At 45.7% G+C, this 20,505-nt stretch carries 16 protein-coding genes; 6 read left to right on the forward strand and 10 right to left on the reverse strand.

What is annotated here, in order from left to right:
* Positions 1–28: 28 nt before the first annotated feature.
* From OL444_RS06930 to OL444_RS06940, 3 genes are all read right to left on the reverse strand, one after another.
* Positions 29–649 (reverse strand): RloB domain-containing protein, encoded by a 621-nt coding sequence (locus tag OL444_RS06930; RefSeq protein ID WP_264733953.1) that lies wholly within the window; start codon positions 647–649, stop codon positions 29–31.
* Positions 633–1,970 (reverse strand): AAA family ATPase, encoded by a 1,338-nt coding sequence (locus OL444_RS06935; protein ID WP_264733952.1) that lies wholly within the window; start codon positions 1,968–1,970, stop codon positions 633–635. The genes OL444_RS06930 and OL444_RS06935 overlap by 17 nt, the downstream gene beginning before the upstream one ends.
* Before the next feature lie 106 nt (positions 1,971–2,076).
* On the reverse strand, positions 2,077–2,910 hold the full coding sequence (locus OL444_RS06940) for an AraC family transcriptional regulator (protein WP_264733951.1): 834 nt from the start codon (positions 2,908–2,910) through the stop codon (positions 2,077–2,079).
* Positions 2,911–3,001: 91 nt separating this feature from the next.
* Between OL444_RS06940 and OL444_RS06945 the strand changes: the two genes are divergently transcribed.
* The gene (locus tag OL444_RS06945; RefSeq protein WP_264733950.1) at positions 3,002–4,543 is read left to right on the forward strand and encodes an MFS transporter; all 1,542 of its coding nucleotides are present in this window, start codon (positions 3,002–3,004) and stop codon (positions 4,541–4,543) included.
* 41 nt (positions 4,544–4,584) lie between these two features.
* Here the strand turns inward: OL444_RS06945 and OL444_RS06950 are convergent, their stop codons facing one another.
* From OL444_RS06950 to OL444_RS06960, 3 genes are all read right to left on the reverse strand, one after another.
* Positions 4,585–4,980, reverse strand: a complete 396-nt coding sequence (locus OL444_RS06950) for a carboxypeptidase-like regulatory domain-containing protein (RefSeq protein ID WP_264733949.1) — start codon at positions 4,978–4,980, stop codon at positions 4,585–4,587.
* Between the two features lie 545 nt (positions 4,981–5,525).
* Positions 5,526–6,344, reverse strand: coding sequence for an SDR family oxidoreductase (locus tag OL444_RS06955; RefSeq protein ID WP_264733948.1), 819 nt, complete (start codon positions 6,342–6,344; stop codon positions 5,526–5,528).
* Between the two features lie 23 nt (positions 6,345–6,367).
* On the reverse strand, positions 6,368–6,880 hold the full coding sequence (locus tag OL444_RS06960) for a TPM domain-containing protein (protein WP_264733947.1): 513 nt from the start codon (positions 6,878–6,880) through the stop codon (positions 6,368–6,370).
* Positions 6,881–7,043: 163 nt separating this feature from the next.
* Between OL444_RS06960 and OL444_RS06965 the strand changes: the two genes are divergently transcribed.
* Complete coding sequence (locus OL444_RS06965) at positions 7,044–7,349, forward strand: hypothetical protein (protein ID WP_264733946.1); 306 nt, start codon at positions 7,044–7,046, stop codon at positions 7,347–7,349.
* 53 nt (positions 7,350–7,402) lie between these two features.
* On the opposite strand, the gene OL444_RS06970 is transcribed toward OL444_RS06965, so the two are convergent.
* The gene (locus tag OL444_RS06970; protein WP_264733945.1) at positions 7,403–7,723 is read right to left on the reverse strand and encodes a helix-turn-helix domain-containing protein; all 321 of its coding nucleotides are present in this window, start codon (positions 7,721–7,723) and stop codon (positions 7,403–7,405) included.
* Positions 7,724–8,367: 644 nt separating this feature from the next.
* Between OL444_RS06970 and OL444_RS06975 the strand changes: the two genes are divergently transcribed.
* The 4 genes from OL444_RS06975 to OL444_RS06990 all read left to right on the forward strand — a co-directional run bounded on the left by OL444_RS06975 (position 8,368) and on the right by OL444_RS06990 (position 14,543).
* Entirely contained in the window at positions 8,368–9,999 is a 1,632-nt protein-coding gene (locus OL444_RS06975; RefSeq protein ID WP_264733944.1) for a DUF1800 domain-containing protein, read from the forward strand.
* A 17-nt stretch (positions 10,000–10,016) separates the two neighbouring features.
* Positions 10,017–11,600, forward strand: a complete 1,584-nt coding sequence (locus OL444_RS06980; protein WP_264733943.1) for a DUF1501 domain-containing protein — start codon at positions 10,017–10,019, stop codon at positions 11,598–11,600.
* A gap of 67 nt (positions 11,601–11,667) precedes the next feature.
* Complete coding sequence (locus tag OL444_RS06985; protein WP_264733942.1) at positions 11,668–12,000, forward strand: hypothetical protein; 333 nt, start codon at positions 11,668–11,670, stop codon at positions 11,998–12,000.
* Positions 12,001–12,086: 86 nt separating this feature from the next.
* Positions 12,087–14,543 carry a TonB-dependent receptor gene (locus tag OL444_RS06990; RefSeq protein WP_264733941.1) on the forward strand — a complete coding sequence of 819 codons (2,457 nt, stop codon included), beginning with the start codon at positions 12,087–12,089 and terminating at the stop codon, positions 14,541–14,543.
* Between the two features lie 85 nt (positions 14,544–14,628).
* Here the strand turns inward: OL444_RS06990 and OL444_RS06995 are convergent, their stop codons facing one another.
* The 3 genes from OL444_RS06995 to OL444_RS07005 all read right to left on the reverse strand — a co-directional run bounded on the left by OL444_RS06995 (position 14,629) and on the right by OL444_RS07005 (position 20,498).
* Entirely contained in the window at positions 14,629–15,069 is a 441-nt protein-coding gene (locus OL444_RS06995) for a hypothetical protein (RefSeq protein WP_264733940.1), read from the reverse strand.
* 952 nt (positions 15,070–16,021) lie between these two features.
* Positions 16,022–16,927, reverse strand: a complete 906-nt coding sequence (locus OL444_RS07000) for a DUF5991 domain-containing protein (protein ID WP_264733939.1) — start codon at positions 16,925–16,927, stop codon at positions 16,022–16,024.
* Entirely contained in the window at positions 16,908–20,498 is a 3,591-nt protein-coding gene (locus tag OL444_RS07005; RefSeq protein ID WP_264733938.1) for a peptidoglycan DD-metalloendopeptidase family protein, read from the reverse strand. Before OL444_RS07005 ends, OL444_RS07000 begins: the two co-directional genes overlap by 20 nt.
* Positions 20,499–20,505: the final 7 nt, after the last annotated feature.

Raw genomic sequence — 20,505 nt, forward strand, 5'->3', positions numbered from 1 at the left:
TGGTTTTTGCCATCCGGGTGTATTGTTTTTAACGGCTAAGGGTGGGTAATAAACCCGGTATTTCAAATAATTTATAGATTTCTGCTTTCCCTTTTTGTGGGTGCACTGGGTCAAATGCTCCTCTTTTCCTGGCGTTGGAAATGCCATTGTTCAGATATGGTTTGAGTCTTTGGTAGATATCAGGTTGGGTTTGAATAAAGTATCTGGCACTTTTGGAGTATTCCTGTAATGGTGCATGTTTCTTTAGTTCCCGCATAACAGCATGGCAATCTGCGAAGTATTTTCCGCAATCATTAACATGCTGTAGAAACCAGTATTCGAGGCAAGGTGTATTAATCAGGATCTGGATTTTTTTATTACCCTTCACCGCAGCCAGATAAGTTATTAGTTGAGACACTTTGTTTTCGCGGATAACAACGTCCAGGTCAATGATCCAGATAGAAAGATCATAGATATCGGCATTGTCTTTTACGGTAAGATATTGGTCTTCCAGTTTGGTTTTTCTGGGGAGATCTGGCTTGATGGTGATGCCGGCTGGGTTTTCGGTATTCCGTAGTTGTTCCAGGTACCATTTTTCTGTTTCTCCGTCAACCAGTATGGCAAAGGTTTGTCTGCCACTACCTTTCCTCTTTTCAGTGGATCTCGCCATTGGGGATGTTTAAATAATAATCGCTTAAAACGGGTTTGGCTCCCAGTTTACCGGATTTATAAGCATTGTAGATAGAGGTGGTATCTCTTACCACACTGGAATCGAAGTCACTAAGCGAAAAAAGGTCTATACTGCCATCTGCTTTTTTCTCTGTAAACCAGATAGCATCTTCCCGCAGGATATCTCTTTCCATCAGCAGTTCCCGATGATGCGTAGTAGCCATCAACTGTGTTTTTTTTACATTCACCAGGAAGAGTAACATAAAGTGTTTGATAAGGTCTGGATGTAGAGAAGACTCCAGTTCATCCAGCATAAAAACGCTTTCCTGATGAAGCATGACGTCTAATAAGCCGCTGAACTGAAAATACCGCTGCGTACCTTCCGATTCCTCTTCATAAGGTAACCTGTAGCTGGCGGTGGTACCGTCTGTTTTTTGAATAACATGTTCAAATAGTAAATCTTTTTTTTCTAACTCTTCCAAAAGAGGTAATGAGGGCGCATCGGGGTGGCTGCTTTCTATTTGCTTATTCAACAAGGCGACCATTTCCAATGTGTTCGGTTTTATATTGACTTTAGTCGTTTGAATGGTAATGTCATTGATGGCAAAATCGGCTTTCTTTAAAAACTGTATAATGTATGCCTTGTTAATTTTATGTTCAGATAATCCTCGGGTGATATAGTTTTTAAAACTGGCACCTGGTGTAATAACTGCCTTTAAAACTTCTATGAACCAATCTGTCACATTTTTGAGTTCCGGCAATTCAATGTTTGTTTTTAAAAATGCACTGAGTACCGTAGTATTCCAAAGTGTATTGGCCTCAAGGGTTTCTTCTGCCGTTTTTTTTATCTTGATTTTTCCGCCAAATTTTATGGAAGTAAGTTGTTTAAGTGTGTTGGTTGTTCTCTGAAATACTAATGCTTTATTGGGAGAATGGAAATATAGTTTTTCAGATAAAATAGCCTGTCGGTTGAACTGCAGATAATAGGAATATTTAGTATTGTTATGAATAAAAGATAATTCAAAGCTGCTTGCTGCATCCTGTGTTTTATCATCAAATAAAAATGGCTTAAAATCCAGTACCTCTTGCTTTTGTTGGAGTGGATGTATAACAAGGTTCCGTAAAAAATTGAGGCTTGTCAATATCGTTGTTTTACCCGAACCGTTAGGGCCATAAATGAGTCCCAGCTTTAACAGCTTTACCCCCTTCATAGGCTCAATAAAATAATAATCCTGTAGCGTATCCGAATTCTCCGGCTCAAAAGAAAGGGTAACCTTCTCTTTAATACATTTGAAATTCTGTGCGGAAAAGCTAATTATCATTTTTTTACCTGAAATTTGTAATTCAGTTACAAAATTATGGAATAATCAAGTCTAATTTACCGCTTTTAAATGAAAAGTGAGGTGTTTAAATAACCAAGCTCCCCCACTACCCCGCTTCCGCTTTCCTGTACCCCGTTAAATTTATGCCTTTGTGTTTCCTGAAAAACTTGTTCAGATGACTCTCATCTGCAAAGCCAAATTCAAGGGCAATTTCATTAATACGCCGGTCACTGAATTTTAACCTGTGTTCTATCATCCTGATTTTATAAGTGGCAATAAAATGCTGGATCGTTTCTCCGCTTTGTGTTTTGAAATAACTGCCCAGATAAGTGGTGGAAATACCAAACGCTTCACCCATCGCTACTGCCTTTAGCTTTTGTGGATAATAGATGTTGGTTTTGATGTAGTTGATGATTTCCAATATTCTTTTATCAGCATTTTGTTTTAGATGTGCCGGTTTTATTTTGGAAATATTACGGGCAGAAATAACAATCAGGGCATTGACAAAATGCATGATGAGGTCTTCATTGTAAAGATCCTGGTGATGTATTTCGTGTACAAGTGAATCAACAATGGATTTTACCAGTGCTTCATCCGGCTTGTTTTTCAGAATACAACCAGACATATGCGTCGCATGATCCAACAGGTGAGCCATATGATCGATACCTTTCCATTGGTATTCTTTTATATAACTGTGATCAAACCGTACGAGTAGAAACTCAGTGGTGGTGCCAATCTCAAAGGTGTAATGGTCTTGGGGGGTGAGCAGAAAAAGATTGGCTGCACGATACGGCATTTCATGGCCGTTAATACGCATGGTACCAGTGCCGGAAATTACATAGGCTACCTGGAAAAAAGTTAATTGTAAAGTTGTAACCGGGCATTCTTCTACCACTTTATAGAGCACTTCTACTGACTGACGCATATGTTCTTTTCCCATCTTGTAAAAGTACCTTTTTATCATAGATATGTACCGGGAATTTAGAGGGTAGTCAACCTATTTTTGCCTGCTGAGTATGATAACCTGAAACATGAAAAAGACTACGTATTTCAACAAGAATTTTATCGCGTTAACAGCTATTTGTCTGGCTTCGCTGATGTTTGGACTGGAAATTTCCAGCGTCCCCGTTATATTACCGACCCTGGAAAAAGTATTGCACGGTGACTTCAAAGACATGCAATGGATTATGAATGCTTATACCATTGCCTGTACAACGGTATTGATGGCTACCGGTACATTGGCCGACCGGTATGGCCGGAAACGTGTGTTTATTATCAGCCTGACGGTATTCGGCATCACTTCTCTTATTTGCGGACTGGCACAAAACGTAACGGTATTGATTGTCAGTCGCTTCCTGCAGGGAATGGGAGGCGGTGCGATGTTGATCTGCCAGATAGCGATCCTTTCTCATCAGTTCCGCGCCGGTGCAGAAAGAGGAAGAGCTTTTGGTATATGGGGAATTGTTTTTGGGATAGGCCTGGGCTTCGGCCCTATTATTGGCGGTATGATTGTGGCCGTATCCAACTGGCAATGGGTATTCCTGGTGCATGTGCTGATTACTGCGCTAACCCTCCTGCTGGTGTTCAGCGGAATAGCCGAGTCCCGCGATCCGCAGGCAGGAAAAGTAGATATAGCAGGTATTGTTACTTTATCGCTGGCGGTGTTTGGATTAACCTATTACATTACGCAGGGGCCGGAGATCGGCTTTTTCAGTACAACCGGTTACCTGATGATAGCGCTGGTAGTTATTTTTCTGGTTGCTTTTGTGGTGGCAGAAAAAATGAATCCACATCCTATGTTTGATTTTTCGGTGTTTCGTATCCGTCATTTTTCAGGTGCCTTGTTAGGCGCTATGGCGATGAATTTCAGCTTCTGGCCATTCATGATTTATCTGCCGGTATATTTTCAGAGTGGATTGGGTTACGACAGTATTACAGCTGGCCTGGCGTTGCTGGCCTATACCCTGCCAACATTGGTATTTCCGCCGTTGGGAGAGCGGTTGTCTCTCCGCTTTCAGCCAGGTGTGGTGATTCCTGCGGGATTGTTTATCATAGGAGCTGGATTTATGTTGATGCGGTATGGAGGCATCCGGGAAGATGCCAGTTGGTTAACCATGTTGCCAGGATCTTTGCTGGCGGGGATTGGATTGGGAATTACCAACACGCTCGTCACTAATACAACTACCGGTGCGGTGCCGGCTTCCCGCGCGGGTATGGCCTCCGGCATAGATATGAGTGCCCGGCTGATTGCGTTGGCCGTTAATATTGCGCTGATGGGATTCATTTTGCTGGCAGGTATACTGACTTATCTGAAAGCGGTGTTGCCGGCATCTTTGGATACACAGCAACTGCATGCTGCTGCAGCAAAAATTGCGGCTGGTAGCAGCGATGCGTTGCCGGCATTACCGGGTGGTGCAGCGCTGGACCCGACTGGGAATATTGTACATGCCGCATTGCTGCAGGGATTTGATGGAGTGATGTTATATGGGGGTATCAGTATATGGCTGTTGGCGGTGATCAGTTTGATCGTATTTGGGATCAGGAGGCCAGTATCGGCAGTTGCAGGATCGTGAAAATCCGGCTGGCGGGCCGGAAGGAGGGCGTGTTTACGGGATTAGTTTTTATCTGTTGGCAGATAGAAATGAATGGTAAGCGAATCTCCTTTATTAACCTTTAACCGATCGATGTGTACGGATCTGAATCCGGTACAGGAAGCCTGCAGGGAATGTACGCCGGGCGACAAAAATACTTTACATCTACCGGATGAATCAGTAACCATATAATGAGGCATTGAGTCTTTATCCGGCATGATCTGAATACCTGCCAGCGGAAATAAAGGGCTGGAGGCATATTCCCAGGTATGGATGATCAGTACTGCATGGGGGACACTGGTTTGTCCGGACTTTTTTATCTGATATTTATCTTCTCCCATGTTTGCGGCCAGAAAAGTCCCGCAGTGGCTACAGCTGACAGCTATCAACAGAAAAAATAAAAACTTTGCGCTGGACATGAAAATAGGTTTTAATAGCGTGTTGGAGTGGGTAAGTCGAATGGCTATTACTATCCGGCGAGGTTTTTTTGAGCCGGAATAAAGCCGTCATAAACCGCTGTATGATTGTCTGATCGGTTCATAGATAGATTTATTGAATGGTGTATGTCAATCAAGCAATTGCTGAAAAATGGTTTCACGGAATAGGAATACAGGTGGCAGGTGATAACTATCGTTAGCAATACTGTTTTTTACAATAGAAAATTAGTGGATCCGGGCGAGATCAGATCGCAGGGAGCTGACATTTCTTGATACCTGCCATAACAGGATATTGGCCGTAATGTGGTATAGATAAGCGATACCTGCAGATCATGCTTTTTATGCCGGGAAGGCGATGTTATTTGCTTAATTAATCAAGCCAGTAAATCAGCCTTGTAAATATCGGAAGAGGAATGTTGCAGTGATCGTGTTGTAAAGAAAAGTACCGTATCCAGTTTAGGATACGGTACTTGAATAACATAAAGAAGATCCGCTGCAAAAAATAAGCAGGGCTCCCTGGTATATATTTACAGAAACAGATCCGACTGTAGTCTGCCACCGGGAGTAACGGCATATTTTTCAAAGTCGGTAATACCTTCCGCTTGCAATACTGCTTCATCAATGAAGTTGTTACCGGTGCAGGTGGCAGCAGGTTTGCTGAGAATATAGCTAACCGCGTCGGCAATGATCTCCGGTTTGCGGCTCACACTCATGAGGGCATCGCCTCCCAGCAGATTTTTTACTGCGGCGGTAGCAATAGTTGTGGCAGGCCAGAGTGAGTTAGCGGCGATGCCGTATGGTTTCAGTTCTGCTGCCCATCCTAATGCGAGCATGCTCATATTGTATTTGCTGATGGTGTAGGCAATATGGCCGCCCATCCATTTAGGATCCAGGTTGATGGGGGGCGATAAGGTGAGGATATGTGGATTGTTACCAGCTTTCAGATATGGAATACAATGCTGGGTCATGAGAAAGGTACCCCGCACATTAATATCATGTATCAGGTCAAATCGTTTGGCGGGTGTTTGTTCGGTATTCGTCAGTTGTATAGCAGAAGCATTGTTGATCAGTACATCAATACCGCCGAATTTTTCTGCTGCCTGTTTTACGGCCTGTTGTATCTGGGCTTCATCCCGGATGTCTACCTGTACAGGCAACGCCTTGCCGCCGGCAGCTTCTACTGCTTTGGCCACTGAAAAGATGGTGCCTCCCAGGCGGGGATCTTCTTCTACGCTTTTAGCGGCAATTACAATATTGGCACCTGCTGCAGCCAGTTTTAAGGCAATAGATTCGCCAATACCACGACTGGCGCCGGTAATAAAAATAGTGCGATTTTGAAACGTCATGTTGCGCTGCTTTTTAAATGAATCTAAAGTTGTTTGTCCAGGGCAGTTATCAGGGTTTGCAATCCTGTTAACGTGCCATCATAATATCTGCCGGTTTTGAATCCGGGTATAAATCCTGTATTGATAATGGTTTGGGTGGCTGCATCGGAAAGTATTCCGGTAATGGCATAGCCGTTTTCTATTCTCATCTTCCGGTATGTTTTGGAGATACCAATGAGGATACCTTTTTCTTTTTGATCGATGGGGGCGGTCCATTCGCTGAAAAGATGATGTACAAAAGTATCCACGCTGTCTTTCGTCGTCATACCGGCGGGCAATGTAACCAGTATAACCCGGATGCCCGTACGTTGCTGGAATGCGTGCAGGAGGCTGTCCAGCGAGGCTTCCTCCCCCGCCGTATAAAGATCTTCGTAATCATTGATGGCACTTGTTATAATGGGTGTATCTACCCTGTTTACCGGTGTCTGAGCCGTAGCGCTGATAACCGGTTGGCTGATCAATAAAAACAAAGGGAAAAATAGTCTGATAAACAGCATGCTGCGAATGGGTTAAATAATTACAGGATGTCTTTATAAAAATATCGAAAATAAATTGCTTATCCTGAAACAGTTGCAGATATTTCCCTACCTGCTGATCGCTTTTGCACTAACTTCCCGACAGCAGGTGTGTTACCTGCCGGATACAGGAAAATAAAGGAAGATGACAGACAGGGTAACGATGTTTTTTGAAGAGCGTCCGGTCATCTGGGGCTTACGGGGAGACCCGCAGTTGTGGGACGCCTTGCAACAGGCTACGCAAACAATACCGGTACCTGCTACCGCAGTGGAATTGGAAGCTGTTTTATGCAGGTTGTTTCAGGAGCTGACGGGTGAAGTACTGACTGCAGGCAAAACCTTTTTTATGGCGCCATATCATACCGGTGGTATGTCCGGAGGATTCATCTGTTGTGATTTTTGGATCAATCAGGGTTTTCCATTGATCGGGCAACGATATGCCTGCCGGTAACGACAGATCGCACAACCGTTATGGCTGTACGATCTGTAACCTCACGATCACTTTTATACGTTTGATGCAGGGCTTTTTTCGTGGTCGTTATCATTATCATCAAATGATAAAGCCTGTAAAGCCATCACTGTGGCAGCAGGTAATTTGGTATCATCAATAAACACAATACTGTGTAATTGATCTGATAAATGCAGGTCTATTCCAAACAACTGCAGGAATCTTTCCAGCAGGAAAGGCCTGTTGGCAGACCGGCTACCGCATTCATAGCTGTGATAGGTGATCCGGGGGATGCCTATCATATTGCTGATGGTTGTTTGGGAGAGGTATAACTGTAAGCGGATGGGTTTTAAAAATCTGTTGATATTATGATTCATTTTTTATGAATTATGTATAACAATAGTATAAATGTTACAGCCGTGTGGTGTTTGTAACAAGTAATGATTATATTTGTGTTGTAATGTGTAATTAGCTGATAAATAGTGTATTAAATTGATCCCTGGTCACTCAATACGATACTAACGGCAATGCCTGTCCGTTACCGCAATAAAGCGGTAAACATCTACAACAAGGAGAATGTACTTTTAACGGCTGTTAAAAAACCAATGTCGGTAATGATGGTAGAAGATATTGCCGGAAACCGGAAAAGAAATATTGCTGACCCGCGGCGGGCGCCAGCCTTGTAGCAATGGGTTCATAAAAGAAGTTTTTGTTCATTCAAAAACACAAAGGAGAGCTGCCTGTCTGTGCAAAGGAGGGCAGCTTCCTTTTTTTTCGTGCCATCGCATTTTGGGCGATACACGAAGTTAAATATTTTATCTGAAATACATCGATATTTTATATTTGTAAATTATTGATAATCAAATTATTAAAATGATATTTTGTTGATCAATCTGAGAAGATTATTCAATTGAGTAACACCCCATACTTGTATATTTACCTACATTTTAACTTGGTTAGATTAAAAAAAATGCTAATTTGGCGGCGTAATCGGCCCCTCGCCACTCAACCATATCACCTTATGGATCGTCGACAATTCCTAACCTTATCGCCAGACCGCCGTGCGCGGACAAGTACCGCCTTTGCCCGTACCGATACCGGCATCGCACCGTACACCGGTAGCTGGGGAACCTTACAATTGATTCATCTGCTGAAACGTACGCTATTCGGTGTTTCACCAGCCAACATCCATACTTTCCGCAACCTCAGCATGCAACAGGCGGTAGACCTGCTCCTGACACCGCAGGCAGCACCCACACCACCTGTCAACAACTATGGGGTAGATGATACCGGCGTAGCCCCCGGCGCTACCTGGGTGAAGGCACCGCGGGGAGATGCCATGCTGGAGAGGAAAAGAATATCCTCCTATAAGGCGTGGTGGATCGGTCAAATGATTAACCAACCAGCCAGCATACACGAAAAAATGGTGCTCTTCTGGCACAATCACTTTGTGACAGAAACGGCTATGATACACGATAGCCGGTATAGCTATCAATATAACCTGACGCTGCGGCAATACGCCCTGGGGAATTTTAAAGACCTGACGAAAGCCGTGACACTGGACCCCGGCATGTTGGTATACCTCAACGGTGACCGTAACTCCAAAGAAGCGGCCGATGAAAACTACGCCCGGGAATTACATGAATTATTCACCGTAGGTAAAGGGCCGGACTCTCACTATACAGAAGAAGACGTAAGAGCTACCGCCCGCGTGCTCACAGGTTTCCGGATAAATGACAGCACCATCACCAGCTACTTTGATTCTACCAAGCACGATATTACCAATAAAGCCTTTTCCGGATTTTATGCCAATAAAGTGATCTCCGGGAAAACCGGCGCAGAAGGGGCTTCTGAACTGGACGACCTGCTCGGCATTATCTTCCTGCAACCGGAAGCCGCGAAATTTATCTGCCGTAAACTATACCGCTTCTTTGTTTACTACGATATAGATGCGGCTACAGAAAAAAATGTGATTGTACCGCTGGCCACTATCTTCCGCGAAAGTGGCTACGATATCCATACCATGCTCAATGCCCTGTTTACCAGCGAACATTTCTACGATCAGCTGAACATGGCTTGTTTGATTAAAAGTCCGGCCGACTTTTGCGTAGGGCTTTGCCGCGAATACAGCGTTCGTTTTCCGACGGATGAAACAGCGCGATATAAAGCCTGGAACTTCCTGCAAGCCCGCGCGGCAGCCATGCTGCAGAACCTCGGCGATCCGCCGCTGGTAGCTGGTTGGGACGCCTATTACCAGGAACCGGCTTTTCATGAGCTATGGATCAATACCGACACCTTGCCTAAACGTAACCAGTTGAGCGACGGTCTTATCAGCAGCGCCGGTACCAACGGACTGCAGATAGATCCCATCTTTTTTGCGGAGCAGCTCTCCGATCCTGCCAATCCGGTTACCCTGGTCAATGACTCGCTGGATATTCTATATCGTGTAGGCGTTTCCGATAACCTGAAAGCATTCCTGAAAAATACCATCCTGCTCAGCGGACAAAGTCCCAATAGTGATTACTACTGGACTTCCGCCTGGAAAGCCTATAAAGCTGCTCCTGGTGATGCTGCGAAAAAGCAAGACATCTACATCCGCCTGCAGGCGCTGTACAAGTACATCATGGACCTGTCGGAATACCAATTATCCTGATCCCTGAAAGACCTTTTATGAGAAGAAGAGATTTTCTTAAATACACGGCGCCAGCTACTATTCTGCCAACGATCCTCAATGGCTTTTCGGTGAAGGCATTTGGCGCATCTTCCATGCTGAACGCATTAGGTAGTGCCGCAAAAGATAATGATCATGTGTTGGTCATGATACAGCTGACAGGTGGTAATGATGGCTTGAACATGGTGATACCGCTGGATATTTATGGTCGCTATCAGGCAGCCCGCAGTAACATCGCTATTCCGGAAGGAAAAGTACTGCGGTTGGATAACTACCGTAAAGCCGGTTTGCATCCTGCCATGAAAGGCGTACAACAATTATACAATGAAGGGAAAGCCTGCATCATACAAAGCGTAGGATATCCTTCTCCGAATTTCTCCCATTTCCGGGCTACAGATATCTGGCTCAGTGGTTCCGACTCCAATGAAGTCATCACCTCCGGTTGGAGCGGCCGTTATCTCGAAACGCAGTACCCGGATTTTCCGGACAATTATCCGAATGCAGATACACCAGATCCCCTCGCCATACAGATTGGTTCTATTGTGTCGCCCGCTTTCCAGGGCAGTAACGCCAGTATGGGTATTGCCATCACCAGCGCTACGGATTTCTATAACCTGATAGACGGGGTAACAGATCCGGCGCCCAATACCAAAGCCGGTAAAGAACTGACGTATATCCGCAAGATTGCGCAACAGGCCAACAGCTACGAGAAAACGATTAAATCGGCCGCCGCAAAAGTGACTTCACAAGGCGCCTATCCTGCGGATAACAGCCTGGCTGCACAGCTGAAAATTGTAGCGCGCCTGGTAGCCGGTGGACTTAAAACCAGGCTGTATATGGTTACAGCCGGCGGTTTCGATACGCATGCCAGCCAGACCGAATCCGGTGATACGACCAAAGGTGGCCATGCCAAGCTCCTGGGAGATGTATCAGATGCCATCAAAGCATTCATGGATGACCTCAAAGGGCTCAAGTCTTCCCGGCGGGTCATCGGTATGACCTTCTCTGAATTTGGCCGCCGTATCAAATCCAATTACAGTATGGGTACGGACCACGGTGCTGCGGCACCGATGATCCTCTTCGGGGATTATGTGAATCAGGGAGTGCTGGGTAATTCGCCTGCTTTACCAGAAGTCACCGCGGTAGCGGATAATATCCCCATGCAGTATGATTTCAGGTCGATATATGCTTCCCTGCTGGAGCAATGGTTCTGTGTAGACCAGGACGTGTTGCAATCCATTCTGCAGAAAGATTATCAGCGGTTGCCCCTGGTCAGTGGCGTGGCCTGCGGCCTTATTACCGGTTTACCGGAGCTCGTACCGGAAGATAAATTCCTGATTACCAATAATCCTAATCCCTTTACTTCGGCTACCAACATTACCTATGTGACTGGCAGCGGTCATACCATGATCCAGATTTTTGATACCATGGGCCGTTTGGTGACAGTGCCGGTAAATAAAGTACATACACCAGGTACCTATACCATTACATTTGATGCCGGCTACCTGCCCAACGGGATCTATTATGCCCGTTTCCAGAACGGCGCCGTGCAACAGGTACGGCCGATGCTGAAAGTAAACTGATCAGTATCTTTAAGAATATGTTGTGCAACAGTGTTGCAAATAGCTGTTTTTCCCTACCTTTGCCAACGTGTATAGCAAATTTCTGCATAAGGTAGTAGCGATCATCCTGTTGGGCGTATTTTCCATAAATACGATCCCACGGGAGTTTATACACCATTTTGCAGGCCACAGCGATACGGAAGATGAACGGGTAATTACCCATGGCATCACCATATCTGAGCAGCACCGTCACTGCGACTTTCTGCAGATCGGTGTAGAGCCTTACACACAGTTTTCGGCCGACTATTTTGCACCGGTTCGTAAAATCTCCTGGATATTCTATCCACCAGCCATTCTGGCGGCTACACTGGCCGTTTATCACGACCTCTCTCCCCGGGCGCCCCCGGTAGTATACGCATAAATTTTACGGATGATGACGTGTCTGACACGTATCAGTTGATCTATTGTTCCCCTTATTCATATTACTGATTCTATATTATTTCAGATATGCATTACTTGCGTGTACTTATACTTGGCGTATTAAGTGTAATCTTATGGGCGATGCCAACCGCCTATGCCAGCAACAACCCCGGAGATGGGGTGAATGCCAACTCCTTAACCGGAAAAATAACTGATAAATTATTGCATACGCCTTTGCCCGGCGCAACGGTGTATTTACCAGACCTCCGCGTCGGCGCTGCCGCCAATGCTGAGGGGGTATATACGATCAGCAACCTGCCTAAAGGAAAATATGTAGTAGAAGTACATTCTATCGGATATGCCGCCTACTCTTCCCTGGTAACGATTACCGGCGCTACTACCCTGGATGTGGAACTGTCTGAAACATTGATAGAAAAAAATGAAGTCGTGATCACCGGTGCCAACCTGGCTACTTCAGCCCGGAAAACACCCACTCCCATCAGCATTATCCGCCGGGATTATCTCGATGATCATATCTCCACCAACATCATCGACGCTATTGCCAAAGTGCCTGGTGTGACACAACTGTCTACCGGTCCGGCGATCTCCAAACCTTTTATTCGTGGATTGGGTTACAACCGCGTGGTAGTAATTGGAGATGGTGTACGTCAGGAAGGCCAGCAATGGGGCGATGAACATGGTATTGAGATAGATGATAATAATGTAGGAAAGATAGAAGTCCTGAAGGGACCTGCTTCGCTGACCTATGGCTCCGATGCATTGGCGGGTGTGATCAACATTGTATCGCCTGATCCATTGCCATTAGGCAAAATAAAAGGAAACGTTTCGGCCAACTACCAGACCAACAGCGGTTTAATGGCTTATCATGCGGATATCGCCGGTAACAACAACGGTTTTAGCTGGGGTGCTTTTGTGACACAGAAACGTGCACACGACTACAAAAATAAGTACGACGACTACGTATTTAACTCCCGTTTTAATAATACCAACTACGGCGCTAACATCGGTATCAATAAACAATGGGGCTATTCCCACCTGTCTTTTACCTCTTTTAATCAGCACCTGGGCCTGGTGGAAGGAGAACGGGATGAAACCGGACGTTTCATTAAACCGGTAGATGAAAACGGTACTGCCGGTGAAGCACCGATTACCGACAGTGATCACAAATCCTATAGCATGACGGTACCTAAACAACAGATCAACCACCAGAAGCTGGTGTGGGATAATAGTTTGTACCTGCATAATGGTGGCCGTCTGGGACTTACCCTGGGGTACCAGCTGAATAAACGCCGCGAATACGGGAATGTATTGCTGCCGGATGTGCCGGAGCTGTACCTGCATCTGCAGACGTTTACCTATGCCCTGAAATACTATCTGCCTGAAATGAATGGCTGGCAGACAACTGTAGGGGTAAACGGTATGCAGCAGAAGAATGAAAATAAAGGCAGCGAATTCCTGATTCCTGCTTACGACTTATTCGACATCGGTGGTTTTGCCGTTACCAGCAAAACCTTCAATAAGCTGACGTTAAGTGGTGGGGTACGTTTTGATAACCGTTCCATGCGTTCCAAAGCTTTATTGCTGGATGAAGAAGGCAAACCTGCTCCTGCCGGAGAAGCAAAATTTGATGCTTTTAAACGGAACTTCTCCAATGTTTCCGGAAGCGTAGGACTGAGTTATGAAGCCAGCGACCGCGTTGTGCTGAAACTCAATGCTGCCCGTGGCTTCCGTGCACCGAATATCAGCGAGCTGTCTGCCAATGGTGTACATGAAGGTACCATCAAATATGAATACGGTAACCAGGACCTGAAACCGGAAGTAAGTACCCAGGTAGATGCAGGTATTGATTTTAATACACAACATGTGTCCTTTACGGCCAGCCTGTTCTACAATCATATTAATAATTTCATCTTCTCCCGTAAACTGTTTAATCAGGCGGGTACTGATTCTATTCCTGCTGCTGATAATGAAGAAGGTTTTTCTGCCTTCAAATACCAGCAAACAGATGCTAACCTGTATGGGGGAGAACTGATGATCGACATACACCCGCATCCGATTGACTGGCTGCATTTCGAAAATACCCTTTCCTATGTGAAAGGAACTGCCAGCCGTGGTACAGATTCTACGAAGTACCTGCCCAATATTCCTGCTGCCAGATGGTTGTCTGAACTGAAGGCCCGGTTTAAAAAGGTAGGAAACAGCTGTTTGCAGAATGCCTATATCGGCGTGCAGATGGATATGAATTTTGCACAGAACAATGTGTTTACGGCTTATCAGACCGAAACGCCTACCGGTAGCTATACTTTGTTTAATGCAGGCCTGGGAACAGATGTAGTGAACAGGAAAAACAGAACCTTGTTCTCCCTTCATTTCGCCGTGGATAACCTTACCGATGTGGCCTATCAGAATCACCTGAGCAGGTTGAAATATGCCCCGGTAAATCAGGTAACCGGTCGTTCCGGCGTGTATAATGTAGGTCGTAATTTCAGTGTGAAACTGGCTATTCCGATTGAGTTCAGATAAGTCATGTTGATAAATGTGTTGGGGAAGCCATGAGCGGATAACATCCGTTTATAGCTTCCCCAACGTATTTTATAGGGTATGTATTTTATAAAGTATTGCCGATACTGTCGATTGTTTTCCCCCGTTTCACCTTATTGTTTTTCAACTGCAGCAAAACATTTTTAACACTGTCTCCTTTGGGGATGGTGAAAGTGATCGCGGTGTCTTTCCCCCTGATGAGTAAATGAGGTTGTGGGATTTCCTTCTCCACAGTATCAATAGCCCGTATATAGTTAATCAGTTGTCGGCCACTTTGTGAGATACGGAGTGTTTGCGTATGGCCGGCGCCGTTATGGAAAGTAGCCCGGATACCTGCCAGTTCAAAGGTTGCGGTATCGCTGCTGGTATCGCCACTGGTCAGCTTAAATGCTTTGGAACGTCCTTTGCCGTTACTGCCAGGTCCCGTTTTACCTGTAGTGTCCTGTTGGTCATTGTTGCAGGCCAGTAAGGATAGTGAAAGCGCAAATAGGAATAAAGGTTTCTGCACGGTATTATTGTTGATTTGTGTATAAAGCTATTAAATTTTTATTTAGTGAGATGTATTACCCGGGAATCGGCTGTAGACGCGGCAGAGATAGATCCACTAGAACAAGAAGATGAAGAGCCAGGGCGTATGATGATGAGGCATATAAGCGTCTGTTATCAGCAGATAGTGATACATGATCACTTATTATTTTCTTTATTTAACTAATCTGAATAAACAGTTGTTGGGCATCTTCCCGACAGGGTATATAAATGCTTGTTCATCAGCAGATGATCATATCGTCTTACTGACTGCATGTATTGTTTTCTTTATTCGGCTAATCCGAATAAACAGTTGTTGGTCATCTGCCCGACAGGGCATATAAATGCCTGTTCATCAGCAGATGATCATATCGTCTTACTAACTACATTTATTGTTTTCTTTATTCAGCTCATTTGAATAAACAGTTGTTGTTCATCTTCCCGACAGGGTATATAAATGCTTGTTTATCAGCAGATGATCATATCGTCCTACTAACTGCATGTATTGTTTTCTTTATTCGGCTAATCCGAATAAACAGTTGTTGTTCATCTTCCCGATAGGGTATATAAATACTTGTTCATCAGCAGATGATCATATATTCTTACTGACTGCATGTATTGTTTTCTTTATTCAGCTCATTTGAATAAACAGCTGTTGTTCATCTTCCCGACAGGGCATATGAATGCTTGTTCATCAGCTGATGATCATATAGCCTTACTGACTGCGTGTATTGTTTTCTTTATTCAGCTCATTTGAATAAACAGTTGTTGTTCATCTTCCCGACAGGGCATATGAATGCCTGTTCATCAGCAGATGATCAATACCATTTCACTAACCACATTTATTATTTTCTTCCTGACTGATAATCCGGAAACAGATAATTGCTCCGCTGTTTCCGGATTACTTAATATCACCTCCTATATCCGTTGTTGATTTACCGGGTGTATTGTAGCGGAATACGTGCGGTACTTCGATCTGGTATAGGTGTTTGTATGTAGTACTGCTGCCCTTTGCGGATGATCCGGAATAAAGGTTGTATAGCGGCATGATGATAATCAGTGCCGCTAAGCGTACTATAATAATGCCCGTTTAAGACAGATCCTGTCTGATGCAGGATACATTTTTCTGTAAAGGCGTATTGCAATCCATCTGCAGAAAATATACAGGTATCACCGGTAATAACAAGTGTATAATTAATGCCTGTCTGCATATGCTGCAAATAATCCTTTCCTTTTACGCTGAAGGTATAGGTGCCATACCAGCTGCTATCGATGCCGGTGGTAACCGGTTGCAATGGTGAACATTGCCAGGATGCTGAAATACGGCTGGTATATAACCGGGGAATACCTTGTGTGGAAGTCTGGTACATGGTCAACAGGCTATCCGTCAGAGAAAAGCCGGTTGTAAACGCATCTTCCGCGTTGTCGGTTATTTGCTGAAATGAATGAATACTACCGTCTTTGTTGTAGACAATCATTACCAGCTCCGGAATAGCGGCGTCCGTGTCGGTACTGCTTACTTTGATGATGACAGGAATATAGGCGCCTGCATGCAAGGCATATAGTGCTGCATAACGGGTATATACCAGGTCAGGGGCTGGTTGAGCATCCCTGGTGACCAGGTATTTGCTGAACTGTGTATCAATCGGTTTCCCGGTATGAGATAGATAAACAGGCAACTCTCCGGCATTATAATGCAAGGGTAGTGTCTTTTTCTCAAAAAGCGCCAGGTATGCCTGAAAGCTGCTGTCCCCAGTGTGTGCACGGGACTGCCGGTAATGACAATGGCAAAATAATAATAACAGGCCGGTGAGATAGATATTATTGCTGATCTTGTTCATGGGGTGTGAGTATGGTGGGGTCATTTAATTCGGTAATAACATCGAGTGGATTCAGCCTGCCGTGAAAGCCGGTCTGGACCTGCTCTTTTGTTCTGATTTCAAAATGAAGATGTTCCTGTTTCTTTTGTAAAGTAGTAGCATTACCTGTTTTGCCGGTATAGCCGATGAGGGTGCCTATAGTTACCGATTCGCCGGCTTTGTAAATACCGGATTGTTGCAGATGGGCGTACATAAAGTAATAGGTATTGCCTTTATAGTTGCCCTGCAGTACAATAACATGGCCATAGGAGCTGGAAAAATAAGACGCATGTATCTGGCCCGATACACAGGCATATACAGGGGAACCTGCAGGAGCATAAAAATCCAGTCCCTGGTGTTTGCCGCTGCTTCTTTGCGAAATCAGTCCGTACTTGCTGCTATCCGGCGACCAGGTACGGTACCAGCCCCTGAGTTGCAGATTGTCTGTCGGATGATGCCATTGCAGCGCTGCTGGTAGCGGTTTCTCCGGTTGCAGTGGACAATTGGCCGAGCAGGTATTTTTATAAAGTAATCCTTCGGTGTATTTGGTATGTATGATCACGCTTACTTCTGCTTTGGTGACAACCAAGTCCTGATCTTTATCTAATCCTTTATTGGCCCGGTACCAGTTGCGATGACGCTTTTCATCATCCGCTACGCTGAAAACCGGATAGTCATTGCTTTTGCCAATGCCCACAGGTTTCAGTACTGCCATGTAAAAATCTTCCAGTGTTGTCAGGCGTGTCGCGAAAGGTTCCAGATAGTAGTGAACATAGTCCAGTTGTTGCTCTGCAGACATTTCTGCCAGTTGCCTTTTGGTCAGTGTCAGGCCTTTTCGCTGATTGATACCCTTGATGGCTGCATGGGTAAACTGAATCAGTCCAACGGCGCGTTTACGCAGCTGTTTGTCGGTGAGTTGGTCGGGCAACGGCGTGGTGTTTTTATTATAGCCGTTTAACAGATAAGGGAGAAACAAACCACCGGTTTCAAAGGCCATACAGGTCATGAGATGATTGGGATCTGCCTGCAGTTGAGTGGCTATGGCGATCACCTTCCGGCGGAAAGCACAACTTACTTTGTTTCCCCATACCAGCTCCTGGCAACCACTGGTAGTGGCGGACTGCAGTTGTACCCGTTCTACGGCTACGATTGTTCTGCCTTTGATGGCATCGGGGAGGCGCAGGTTGTTTTCCCGGTATACCAGCAGCGGCCCGGTATATACACAGTTGAAACCAGGCATACGGATCATGGCATATACCATATGGCAACTCTCCTGAGCAGGTAGCTGGCTAAGGTCTAACTGCAGGTTGACTTCTCCCTTTTTATCCACAGTGTAGATGCCTGTCTGCAGAATATCATCGTCTTTTATCAGCTGATGCATCACTGCTGTGGGATAAGGGGTGAGCGGATGACTCAATGGCGCCGCTTTTTTTACCTGTAGCAGGCTTACCTGCAGTTGTTGGCCGCAAAGATTCAGCGCATATATTTTTAACGTGGCAGATTGTTGGCGGGAAGTGGCGAGGAATTGCTTACGGTCACGTACGTCCGAAAAGTAGGCCTTGCATATTTTTCGTGTTTCCGTTAGCTGGAGATAGTCTTTTTCCTGTAAGGGACATAGCTGATCGGGAGGCGATGATGGGAGTGTATTTTCCGGAATAATCTTAAAGTATAATTTACCCGGTTGCCCGTTGCTGCTTGTCTTTTTCCTGATATTTTCTCCGGGATAAAAAGCATGGTATACTTTCGTAGTGGCCGGTAGCTGTAGTGTTTGCGTATGCAGCAGCTGATGATGTACCAGTTGCTGGTGATATATCTCCAGGGTAATGGTTTCATTTTCCAGCCCGGTGTGTTCAAAATAAATACATACCTCCTGATCATAACCCGCCTCGCGGATCACGTTACCATCACTGTCGATCCATTTGCCACTATGGATGTGAGTTTTGACGACTTCAAATTCCAGCCGGGCTTCCGCTTGCTGATCATAGAGAAAAGCGTACAGTTGGTATTTGCCTGTTTTTTCAAAGGTATGTTGCCAGGAGCGGCCACCGTAGGTACGGATGTTTTCCGGTCCTTCCAGCTGCCAGTGCAATTTCCTGGATTCTGCTGCCGTAAGCCGGGGAAATATAAACCGACTTGCCCGGAAAGTGAGGTTGGCGCCGGTACGCGGTCTTTTGTCCATCGTAATCATTTGTACGGCATTCTGGCATACCAGGATTTCCTGTTGATCGCTGCCGGCGAAGTTGAGGTGCCGCTGATCGGTGGCCGCTTCAATGATATATCTGCCAGGGAGGGAGAAGGATAAGGTACAGCTGCGGGCGCCACAGGCTTGCTGCAATGGGGTAATTATGCCGGTAGGTGCCTGTTGTTGCCAGCGAATCATGCCCTCGTCTTGCAGGATAGTGGTATCGTATTTCAGGATAAGCGAAAAGGTGGCTGTTTCTCCTGGTCGTATGCGTGTGTGCGTAGACGTTAGTCTGATTACCTGATTGCAGGTAGCATGTATGATTTTTTCTACAGATTGGGATGGATGATCAGCGAGGTAAGCGCTTAAAGTGTACGTGCCTTCGCTGGTGAAAAAATATTCAAAAACAGTACTGTCACTGGTGGTGGTGAGTATACATTCGTTTTGATCCGTTAGTATCCAGTGTAACTGCACGAGTTCTGCTGGTGTGGGCGGGAAGGCAAAGTAGCAGTAATAGGTGGGCATTGTCTTGTAATGAAAATCAGCTGGTCCGTCAATGTAGAGGAGGTAGTTGTCGCCGGCTTGTATGGTTAGCTGGGCGGGGGGCGTCTGATGTACTTCATCCCAGGCTTCTATCAATAAGGTACCGGTGTCTGTAACGAGGGTAAGTGTTTCACCCTGTTGGCTGAAATGATATAGGGGAGTGCTATCTCCGGTACGGTATACCTTCCAGCTGATTTGTTGTTTTTCCGTTGCTGCAGGTGTGGGGTTGTCGGCCCCATAGGCACTTACTTCAAAGGTGTGCGACTGGCCGGCGCGCACGGATAGTTGTCCGTTGTTGTCGTGGAACGGCGTGCGTATGGCAAGTTGTTGTACCGTCACCGGGCGCGCTGGCGGTTGTTGCAGTGGAGTCAGGGTATCGGCAGGCAATAGGGGCTGGAGTAATGCGGCAGTGTTGTTGTTGATATGCCGCCAGTTGGCCGGGCCGGGCTGCATTTGCTGGCCATGATGAAGAATGCGTATCCGTCCGCCTTTGAGCGTGCAGGTGGCCGTGAAGGTATCCAGCAGGAAGCGGGCATTGTGTTGGGTAACCGGACCATCGCCGGTTACTTCCCATTGCAATGCGGGCACGCAGGGTTCTGGTTTACCGGTAGCCATACAGGCGCCAAAGTACAGGGAGGTAACAGCCCGGTCCTGATCGGTGGCCACCAGCAGGTTGTTGTTGATAAAATACTTTTGGTGAGATACTACCTGCATGCGGGCTGTCACGGTGGATTTGTCGCATTGACAGATAGCGCCCTGACATACCAGTATGCCTGGTGTGATGGTTTTAGTGTTTCTCTTAGTGCTGTTTTCAGATGTTTGCTGCATGTTGTAT

Source organism: Chitinophaga nivalis (assembly GCF_025989125.1).
Classification (GTDB): Bacteria; Bacteroidota; Bacteroidia; order Chitinophagales; family Chitinophagaceae; genus Chitinophaga; species Chitinophaga nivalis.